Below are 10,127 nucleotides of genomic sequence, written 5' to 3'. Positions count from 1 at the left end.
GGGTTACTCTGCCGCCTTGGAGATGTCCTGCGGCCCGGTACTTTGCCGCGCGCTTTTGCCGAGAAGATCGCGGATTTCTTTCCCGAGCACGCTAACGTTGGGCACCAGAACCATACCGTCGTGGTCCCCCGGCACCTCGCGTACGACCAGTGACGGCGCAAAACGGGTCCAGTCATTGTCCGCGTAGACATATTCACGGTCTCGGCTGACCCATTGCCCACCAGAGACTTTCCAATGCCGGTCCAGCACAGGTCGATAGAGTGTCACCGGACCCGTCCAGGGCTGAACCTGATACGCGGCCACCGCGCGCAGGAAGGCAAGTTCGATCTTGCGGTTGTTGAAACCGGTGCTCTCGCCGGTTTCCGCCGGGCGGTCCTGACGCTTGCGAATTTCCCAGGCAATGCGGTTGCGCAGCCATTCACCGAGGTAGCCCGGCCCTTTGCTGCGGATCTCAGCGAGCTTGATCAGCGCCTTGTCAATGGGTTTGAGGTCGGGACGCACCGGCAGCGGCGTATCGAGCAGCACCAGCGCATCCACCGCCTCGCCCGAGGCCTTGAGCTGCTGCGCGATCTCATATGCGGTGATGCCGCCGCCAGAAAATCCACCGATCAGATAGGGCCCTTCGGGCTGCACCTGTCGCATCTCGGCGATATAGTCGCGGGCGGCGTCCTCGATCCGTTCGTGCGGCTCATCCGTGCCGATCAGGCCACGCGCCTGGAACCCATAGACCGGACGATCCTCGCCAAGGATCTGAGCCAGATGGCGCAGGTTCAGCACGTTGCCAAACATGCCCGCCACGATGAACATCGGTGCGGCTTGGCTGTCCGTGCCGGGGGCAAGGCGCACGAGGTGGCTGAAGCTCTGCGGTGTCGCCTCTTGGTCGTCTGGGTCGCCGCCCTGGGCCTGCATCGGTCCGGTTTCAGCCTCGATCCGGGCCGCCAGCGCGGCGACGGTCGGGGCATCAAACAGCACGGACATCGGCAATTCGACCCCGAAGCTGCGTTTGATCTGCGCAAAGAGCCGCACGGCGATCAGGGAATGACCGCCCAGATCAAAGAAGCTGTCCTCCACCCCGATTTGCGACAATCCCAGCAGGGTGGCGAAATGACCGGCGAGGGCCTCTTCGGTTGCCGTGCGGGGCGCGACATAGTCGGTATCCAGATCGGGGCGGTCAAAGCTCTGCCCTTCACTTTCGGGAGCTGTTTGGCCGCTGGTGTTCGCCTGTTGGCGCAGGGCGTCGAGGTCCAGCGAGGAGACAACAACCTGCGGCAGACCCGCAGCGAGCGCGCGTTCCAGTGCGATGCCGCCCTCGCTGGTGTGGATGCCATTCTCCAGATTGGCGAGCAGGCGACGCTCGTCCGGCGAGAGGGGCTGCGTCTCCGCGTCCGAGCTCAGGCCAAGCGCGGCGGCTGTGGTGTCGGTGCGGGTGGGCATAAGGTTGAAGCCGCCGCTCAGCTGCTGCATGCGGAAATGCCATATTTCCACCAGTACAGCCCCTGCCGGGTCGGACAGGGTGATGTCAAACAACACGGCGCCTTGCTCGGCCTGCCCGTCCGCAAGCCGCACATGGCTGTAGATGTCCTTGGTCAATGGGGCGAGCACCCGTATTGCGCCGTAGGAGACCGGCACCCAGAGCGTGCTGGGCTCGTAGCCCGGCGCAAGTTCGATGGCCCAGCCGGTGGCAAGATCCATAAGCCCCGGATGCAACAACGCGCCGTCATTTTCTGCAACATCAGGCAAGGACAGCTGGGCGAGTCCTTCGGCCCGACCAAGCGCCATTGATTGCAGCACATGCCAGCGCGGACCAAACCGCAGGTTGGCCTCTTGCGGGGACCTGATGCGTCCGCCCGTGACATCTGCCTCTTGCGGCGTGCAGCGCGCGGAGATTGCATTCAGATCCAGGGGGGCGGCGGCACTGTGGTCCAGCGTGACCACCTCAGCCTGCGCCGTGCGTGCATATCCATCTGTCGTTTCGGCGTGGATTTGCACCTCATAGCCTGCGGCACCGGGCGTCAGATGCATCACCGCCTCGCGCGGCATATGATCCTCGACCACAAAGGGTTTCAGGAAATAGAGGTCCCGGATTTCGTAAGGCGCGGTGCTGCCGAGCGCATCCAGCCCTTCGGCAATCAGCTCGATATTGCCGGTGCCGGGGATCAGGGCGGTGCCATCGTGGGTGCGGTGATCGTCCAGCAGCCAGTCGCTGCGCGCGTCAAAACGACTGCGGAACACCGGCGCACCGGAGCGATCAAAGCCTTGTGTCTGCCAGAGCGCGGCCTCCGACGGCCGCGGGTCCGAGGGGGCAGCGCTGCCGCGCCGGGCGGCCATAGCGTCCGCTGCCATGCCGGCATCCGCCCAGATCCCCCAGTCGATGGCCATCACGCGGGTTTGCCCGCCCTGACGGGATTTCGCCCAGGCGTTGAGGTATTCGTTGGCGGCCACGTAATCCACCTGCCCGGCAGGGCGCGTTACGGTGGAGGAGGAGGAAAACAGCACCATCAGGTCGAGCGTGCCATCCGGGAAGACCTGATCCAGCACTCGCAGGCCGTTCACTTTGGGCGCGAGCACCTCGGCGATTTGGCGATCTGTCTTGGCCAGAAGGGGGGCGTCGGCAATATGGCCTGCGCCGTGGAACAGCCCGGTGATGGGGCCAAATGCGGCGCGGGCGGCCTCTGCCGCGTTGCGCATGTCCTGAAGGTTGCAGACATCGGCGCTGAGCGTGAGCACTTCGCCGCGTCCTGTTGCCTCAAGTTTTTGGACAGCACGAATGCGGGTTGCGATCCGGTCAGCCGGGCTGTGGCGACGCAGGTAGCGGTCCCATTCGGCGCGCGGTGGCAGGGCGTCACGGGACAGGAGCGTGATGCGCGCTTCATACGACTGCATCAGGTGCTCGGCGATCGTCAGCCCGATGCCGCCATAGCCGCCGGTGATGAGGTAGTGCCCCCCTGTTTGCAGCGGCAGGTCGCTTGCGGTCGGCGCCGCGAGGGGCACCGGGCGATAGTCAAGCTCCAGACGTTTTTCGCCGCGCCAGGCGGCGGCGTGGTTGCCGGGGGTGGCCAGCAGCTCTTCGAGCAGGCGCGATTTGATTGGGGCGGGTTTTGCGCCGGATAGGAGGGCAGAAAGGCCCGTGGAAGGCTGCGGCAGCTCGATGTCACAGGTCGCGACGGTGACACCGGGGATCTCGCGCGGGATCACCCCCGCGGGGCCGGAGACCATTGCTTTTTCCGGATAGGGCAGGGGCTCCCCGCGTACCTGCGCAGCACCGGTGGTCAGCACACTGAGATGCACCGGATGCGGCAGCTCTGCCTGCGCCAGCGCTTGTCCCAGGGCGGTGAGCGACATGAGCCCCATTTCGATGTTGCGATCAAAGAAGGAGGAGCCGGGGCGGAAATCCTCGGTGTCGGTGACCAGCCAGAAATGCGCGATCCGCTGTGGTAGAAGATCCGCCTCGGCCAGATCCGCCAGCAGGGCTTCGGTGCCAAACCGACCTTCTTCCGGAGCCAGTTGATAGAGATCGGGCGCAAGCTGCGCATAGGTATCCCCAGCCCGCACGCGGGCCACCCGATGACCAGCAGCAAGGAGTGTCTCGGCGCAGGCGGCAGCCTGTCCGGCGGTGTCCTCAAAGATCAGCCAGGTTTGCGGCGCCAGCGTGAGTTCGTTTTCCACATCCAGCGCGCAATCGGCCAGACGAGGCCGCCAGACCGGTCGGTAGCCCCAATCGGCAATGTCCGCGTGCCGTGCGGGCAAGGCAACCTCGGGCGCTTGCACCGATTTTCCGGGTTCGATGAAGTAGCGGCTGCGTTGGAACGCGTAGGTGGGCAGGCTCAGACGGTTGCGGCGGGCATCGCCCCAGATCTGAGGCCAGTCGGCCTCGACCCCGCAGGCCCAGAGACGTCCGATGATGCCAAAGAAATAGGCATCATCCGCGATATCCTGCTCCGGGTGACGCAGAGAGCTGAGCACCTGACCGGAGGCAACCTGTGGCGACATTTGTGCCAGGGCGCTGAGGGCCTTGCCGGGGCCGACCTCCAGGTAGACGCGGCCCTTGGTGGTTGCGAGCGTTTCGATGCAATCGGCAAAACGCACGGTATTGCGCAGTTGCTCAACCCAGTAGTCGGCGCTGGTGGCCTGTTCCGGCGTCAGCGGCTGGCCGGTGCGGTTGGACATCACCGGCAGGTTTGGCGGTTGCAGATCGAGACGGCGCAGGAAATCGCCATAGGCCGCGAGGATCGGCTCCAGCATGCGGCTATGGGCGGCGATGTCGATGGGGATACGCTGGAACTCCACATCGCGAGCGCGCAGCGCCTCGGCCAGCGCATCCAAGCGATCATTCGGGCCGGATACAGCGGTTAGTTCCGGCGCGTTGACGCTGGCGATGTCGAGATCCGCACCCACAAGTGTCTCGACCTCAGAGAGCGGCAGCGAGATCGACAACATGCCGCCCGGCTCGACCGTGTCAAACAGCCGTCCCCGCAGTTGCACCAGGTCAATGCAGTCCTCAAAACTCATGACACCGGCCAGACAGGCGGCAGTGTTTTCACCCATGGAATGGCCCACCATGGCGGCAGGCCGGACGCCCCAGCTGATCCAGAGCTGCGCCAGCGCATATTCCACGATCATGATGAGCGGCAATTGCACCGAGGGTTTCAGCAGCGCCGCATCGGCATCCGCCTCCGCGCCGGGGTCCGGCAACCACAGGGCACGGAGGTCGAAATCGAGGCTCTTTTCCAGATGGTCAAGCCCCTGATCCATCCAGTCGGCAAACACGGGCTCCGTCTCATAGAGGTCGCGCGCCATGCCCGCAAATTGTGCCCCCCCGCCGGGGAACATAAACACGACCTCGGGATGCGCGCCGAGATGGTCGTGGGTGAAGACCTCACGCGGGTTGGCGGCTTCCAGCATGTCGGCGGCGTCCGTCGCGGTTTCGGCCACCACCACGCGACGTTTGGCAAAGCCGCGGCGACCTTCCTTGAGGGTGTAGGCCACATCCGCCAGCTCCACATCGGGGTTGGCGCGTAGGTAGGTCGCGAGGTTCTGCGTGTTCGCCTCCAGCGCCGCCTTGTTCTGGCCGGAAATACAAAGCACCTGAAACGGGAAATCGCTTTCCTCGGAGGGCGCCCGCACCGGGGCCTCTTCGAGAATCGCATGGGCATTGGTGCCGCCAACGCCAAGGGCATTCACAGCGGCACGCCGGGGGCCCTTGTGCGAAATCCACGGGCAGAGCGTGTCGTTCACGCGGAAGGGCGAGGTTTCAAAATCAATGGTCGGATTGGGTTTTTCATACCCCAGCGACGGCGGCAGCGATTTGTTCTCCAGCGCGAGTGCGGTTTTCACAAACCCGGCCACGCCGGCTGCCGTGTCCAGATGGCCGATGTTGGTTTTGACCGATCCGATCCGGCAATAGCCCTTTGCATCGGTGCCATCGCGGTAGGCATCGGTGAGGGCGGCAACCTCGATCGGGTCGCCGATATAGGTGCCGGTGCCGTGGCATTCGACGTAGTCGATGGTTTCAGGGTTCACCCGCGCAGCCGTCAACGCCTTGCGCACCGCTGCGGATTGCCCATCCACCGAAGGGGCCAGATATCCCGCCTTGGCCGCACCATCGTTGTTGATCGCCGAACCTTTGATGACCGCCCAGATGTGGTCGCCATCGGCCACCGCATCGCCGAGACGCCGGAGCGCCACCGCCCCCGCGCCAGAGCCGAACACGGTGCCTTGCGCACGGTGGTCAAAGGCGTGGCAATGGCCGTCGGGCGACAGGATCTCGTTTTCCTTGTAGAGGTAGCCGCGCCCCTGCGGCAGCTCGATCGTCACGCCACCGGCCAGCGCCATATCGCATTCGCCCTTGCGCAATGCCTCGGCGGCGTAGTGGATCGCCACCAGCGAGGTGGAGCAGGCGGTCTGCACGTTCACCGATGGTCCCTTGAGATCAAAGACATGGCTGACGCGCGTGGTCAAGAAATCCTTGTCGTTGCCGGTGTGGCGCAAGAGGAACATGCCCACGTCATCGACCAGATCCGGGTTCGAGCAGATGTTGAAGTAAAAATAGCTGCCCATGCCACAGCCCGCATAGACACCGACCTGGCCTTTAAGGCTTTCGGGTGTGTGACCGGCATCCTCCATCGCGCCCCATGCGACCTCGAGGAACTTGCGGTGTTGCGGGTCGAGGATCGCGGCCTCTTTGGGCGAAAACCCAAAGAACTCCGCATCAAACTCGTCAAAGCCCTGCAGCCGGGCCGAGGCGGGCACGTAGTTGGGATCGCGCAGGGTCTCGGCGCGTTCGCCGGCCGCAAGCAGGCTGTCTTCGTCGACGACCTCGATCGACTCGATGCCGTCACGCAGATTGGCCCAGAATGCGCGGATGGAGGATGCGCCGGGCAGGGTGACCGACATGCCGACCACGGCAATATCATCGGCGGAGAAGCCTCCTCCGCTGACTGCATTTGCGCTGTTGTGTTCTCGCCCCAAACTATGGCCCCCAAAATCAAGGCGGCGCCCCCACCGCTACTCTTCTGTTCATACCGTCGCCGCATGGGCGGCATACAGCGTTGTGACTGCCGGCCCCCGTCCTGCCCCGTTATGGCCGGTCATGGTCCTGTGCTGCACCAGTCGACATAAGCGAATTTTGCGAAACATCTTGGGCAGGCAAGAGGAGCCATTGTGGCCAAATTGCGATCTCTCGGATGCCCGCGCATGCTTTGCGACTAGTGTATGACGGGTTTCAAACGCTTTCCGTCTGCTGGTGTGTCAATTTCCTGCCGCCCCTGAAACAACGGGCGACGGGGATCAAAAATGCCCGGATGAAGGAGACGTTCCGCATAGCCGAGCAGCGCGCCGGCGCACATCCAGGTGATCGGTACCAGTGTATCATTCAGCAGCATATCCACCATGGTCGCTCCAAGGATCAGTGAAATGCAGGCCACATGCGGCGAGATTTCCCTGTTTCGTCTGCCCCTCAACGCCCAGTACAACAGCCCCAGCGTTCCGGTCAGAAGCCCCATTTCCGCCAGATAGCCAACCCAGCCAAAGCTGCCAAAGGCAATGATCCAGTGGCCATCGGGGATGGTCAGAATCCGCCCGGTCTCCTCGTCGCGCATCAGATTGCGCCCCCAGCCGCCCCAGCCGAACAGCGGTTTCTCGGCGGCGCGCGCCAGCAATGCCTCCTCGTTTTCAAAGCGATACCCGAGCGATTGCGCCCGGTCCTCGCTGATTGCCTCGACCTGCGCCAGAATACTGTCCAGCGGGATCACATGGGCGTTTCGCAGCATCGGATAAATGCAACCGATCAGCGCAATGCCCAGAGCCAGCTTAACCTGAAGGCGGTAGGACGCGAGCGCAACGATGGGCGTAAAGGCAAGCCCATAAGAGAGCGACGCCATACTTTTGCACAGGACAAGCAGGCCAAACAGATAGATCGCCGCCCAGACAAAGCGCACCCGGTCCCGTCCCTGGGCGACGCGGGCCAGCGAGGTGGCCGCCAGCAGGGCGCTGAACACAAACAGCGCCAACCACAGGGCATGCGGTAGGAACACGATCGGGCGATAGCCGCCCTGGCGGATCATCTGCGCAAAGTCATGCTGGAAGAATCCGTAGATCCAGACGTTCATCTGCGGGCTGAGGCGGATTTCGATCAGCGCCGGGATGGAATAGGCCAGTCCCGCAACGCAGAAGGCGATCAGCAGCTCCCGATGCGCTTGGGGCGTGGACAGATGCCGGCGCGCTATGAAAAAGGGGATCAGCACGATGATCTGCCCCATCATCACCGACCCCAGATCGCGCAGCCGCAAGCCCGGAAGTTCGGAGTTGTAGAAGATGATCGGAGCGGAGTTGGGCACCGATTCAAAGATGATCCGGTCCGAATTGGTCAGCACCGTCGGAATGGCGCAGAGCACGAAGATGGCCACCAGCAGGCGCATGAACAGCGCTTTGGGCAAGAGGGGAACCGGTTCCTTGGCGACAAACAGGCAGCCCACCAGCGCCATGATTGAGCTGATCGAGAATTTGTCGAGATCGGGAACAAGGGGCAGGTCGAAGGCCGCCGTCGGGGGCAATATGAGATAGCCGCCCACCAGGCACAGCAGGATCGCCCGGTGCAGCGGCAACCGCTGGAAAAACACCAGCGTCGCAACCGGCCAGGCCAGCAACATCGCAAAGGCAATTGCGTTAGGCACCTATTTTTCGCCCCACTTCGACCTGAATTCAGTTCTATTGATAACCGAAAGATCTGCCACAGACTTCACGAAATTTCGTAAAGAACAGGATCATCAGCCCAAAAGGTGAACCGAATCGCCATGCACTTTGTGTTCAACAATCAGACAGTTGCGGTCAATGTGGCGGACAGGACTGCGCTCACAAAAACTCTGAAACGCCGGTTCGGGCGTTCGGAGGGCTTTGCGCTGGCAACGGTGAACCTGGACCATCTGGTGAAGCTCTCCGAAAACACGGCCTTCCTGACCGCCTACAGGGCGCAGGATTTTGTCGTCGCCGATGGTCGGCCCATCGTGTGGCTGTCGCGGCTGGCGGGGCGCCCGGTGGAGCTGATGCCGGGGTCGGATCTGGTGGTCCCCCTATGCGCGCTGGCGGCAGAGGCCGGTGTCAAAGTCGCGTTTGTCGGCTCGACCGCGTCTGTCCTGTCGCAGGCGCGGGCGGAATTGATGCAGCGTGTGCGCGGGCTGGAGGTGGCCTATACACATGCGCCCAGCCGAAACTTCGACCCCGGGGGGGAAGAGGCGCGGCAGATCCTGGCGGAGCTGGCCGAGCACCACATCGGCTTGTGCTTCATTGCCCTCGGCGCGCCCAAGCAGGAACAATTCGCGCAGCTCGGGCGGCAGCTGGCTCCGGCGGTGGGCTTTGCGTCCATCGGGGCGGGGCTGGATTTTGTTGCAGGGGCGCAGACGCGGGCCCCGCGTTGGGTGCGGGGGCTGGCGATGGAATGGCTCTGGCGCATGCTGAGCAACCCGATGCGCCTGCTGCCCCGCTATGCGAAATGCTTTGCGATTCTGCCGCGTCAGATCCTGCAGGCCCTGCGGTTGCGGCTGCGGGCAGATCCCGCCCCGGACTAGCCTATTTGTATTCGATCAGCCCGCGATGCCGCCCGCGTATCCGGTTGAGGTGAAACTCGCACACGCCCAGGGCCTCGGCAAACTTGCCGAGGATCGAAAACCACGCCCGTTTTGGCCCGTCCCGCAGTGACAGCCGCAGGAATTGCGCCGGATAGGCCAGTGCGACAAGCCCTGCCGCAGGTGGCGCAACCGCAAACAGCGCGAGCGTCATCACCGGCAGCAATGCCCCCCAGACGAGGGCGCGGCGGGTTTCCGCAACCCAGTGTCGTTCGGGGGATGCGCCATGCAGATACGCGCCTTCGGCAAAGGCATGGCCGGCGCGGCGGCTTCGGTTCCACCATTGCCCGAACCGCGTCATTCGGGCGTCATGCCGGGTCATTTCCGCGTTGATACGCCAGATCTTCCATCCCGCCCGGCGCAGGCGCAGGCACATTTCCGGCTCCTCACCTGCGATGAGGCTGTCCCGGTAGCCGCCGACCTGACCCACGGCGCTGCGGCGCATCAGGGCGTCGCCGCCACAGGCCGTCGCTTCGCCCACGGGCGTATCCCATTCCAGATCACACAGGTGGTTGTAGATGCTGACATCGGGCGCGTCTTCGCGTCGCCGCCCGCAGACCACCGCCACATCCGGATGTTCGGCAAGGAACGCAACCGCCGCAGGCAGCCAGTCGGACACCAGGCTGCAATCGCCATCCAGAAACTGGACCAAGGCCCCCGCGTGACCCGCGTTCAGGCGCTCCAATCCGGCATTGCGGGCGCGCGCGGCGGTAAAGGGCAGGGACATGTCCAGCGACACGATCTCCGCCCCAAGCGCCTCTGCCGCCTCAAGCGATCCATCGGTGGAACCGCTGTCCACATAGATGATGCGATTGACCTGCCCGGACAGGCTCTGGAGGCACGCGACCAGCCGCATGCCCTCGTTGCGGCCGATCACCACGGCATCGACATCTGCAAAACGGGCGGCAGTGGCGGAACAGGAAACGTCAGTCATGGGTCTCGCGCATTACGGCTCCTGGCGAGCCATGGTTTGACCCTACGTGACCTGCCCGGCAATGCAACTGGTTC

4 protein-coding genes are annotated in these 10,127 nt (G+C 63.8%); 1 reads left to right on the top strand and 3 read right to left on the bottom strand.

What is annotated here, in order from left to right; all coding sequences use genetic code 11:
• Positions 1-3: 3 nt before the first annotated feature.
• Positions 4-6,468 (bottom strand): type I polyketide synthase, encoded by a 6,465-nt coding sequence (locus ACXAF5_RS16310; protein WP_474947403.1) that lies wholly within the window; start codon positions 6,466-6,468, stop codon positions 4-6.
• A gap of 236 nt (positions 6,469-6,704) precedes the next feature.
• Positions 6,705-8,171 (bottom strand): hypothetical protein, encoded by a 1,467-nt coding sequence (locus tag ACXAF5_RS16305; RefSeq protein ID WP_474947402.1) that lies wholly within the window; start codon positions 8,169-8,171, stop codon positions 6,705-6,707.
• A 120-nt stretch (positions 8,172-8,291) separates the two neighbouring features.
• Between ACXAF5_RS16305 and ACXAF5_RS16300 the strand changes: the two genes are divergently transcribed.
• Positions 8,292-9,062 carry a WecB/TagA/CpsF family glycosyltransferase gene (locus tag ACXAF5_RS16300; protein WP_474947401.1) on the top strand — a complete coding sequence of 257 codons (771 nt, stop codon included), beginning with the start codon at positions 8,292-8,294 and terminating at the stop codon, positions 9,060-9,062.
• A gap of 1 nt (position 9,063) precedes the next feature.
• Here ACXAF5_RS16300 and ACXAF5_RS16295 read toward each other — a convergent pair whose 3' ends face one another.
• Complete coding sequence (locus ACXAF5_RS16295) at positions 9,064-10,053, bottom strand: glycosyltransferase family 2 protein (protein WP_474947400.1); 990 nt, start codon at positions 10,051-10,053, stop codon at positions 9,064-9,066.
• Positions 10,054-10,127 lie beyond the last annotated feature (74 nt).

The sequence above is a fragment of the Epibacterium sp. ABV4_022 genome (genome assembly GCF_056159345.1).
The sequence above is the reverse complement of the archived record's forward strand: the minus strand, read 5'-3'. Positions and strand labels throughout refer to the sequence as shown.

What these genes read in the sequence shown, in the direction of transcription:
- ACXAF5_RS16300 (WP_474947401.1), top strand. Translation starts at nt 8,292, where the DNA reads ATGCACTTTGTGTTCAACAATCAGACAGTTGCGGTCAATGTGGCGGAC.
- ACXAF5_RS16295 (WP_474947400.1), bottom strand. Translation starts at nt 10,053, where the DNA reads ATGACTGACGTTTCCTGTTCCGCCACTGCCGCCCGTTTTGCAGATGTC.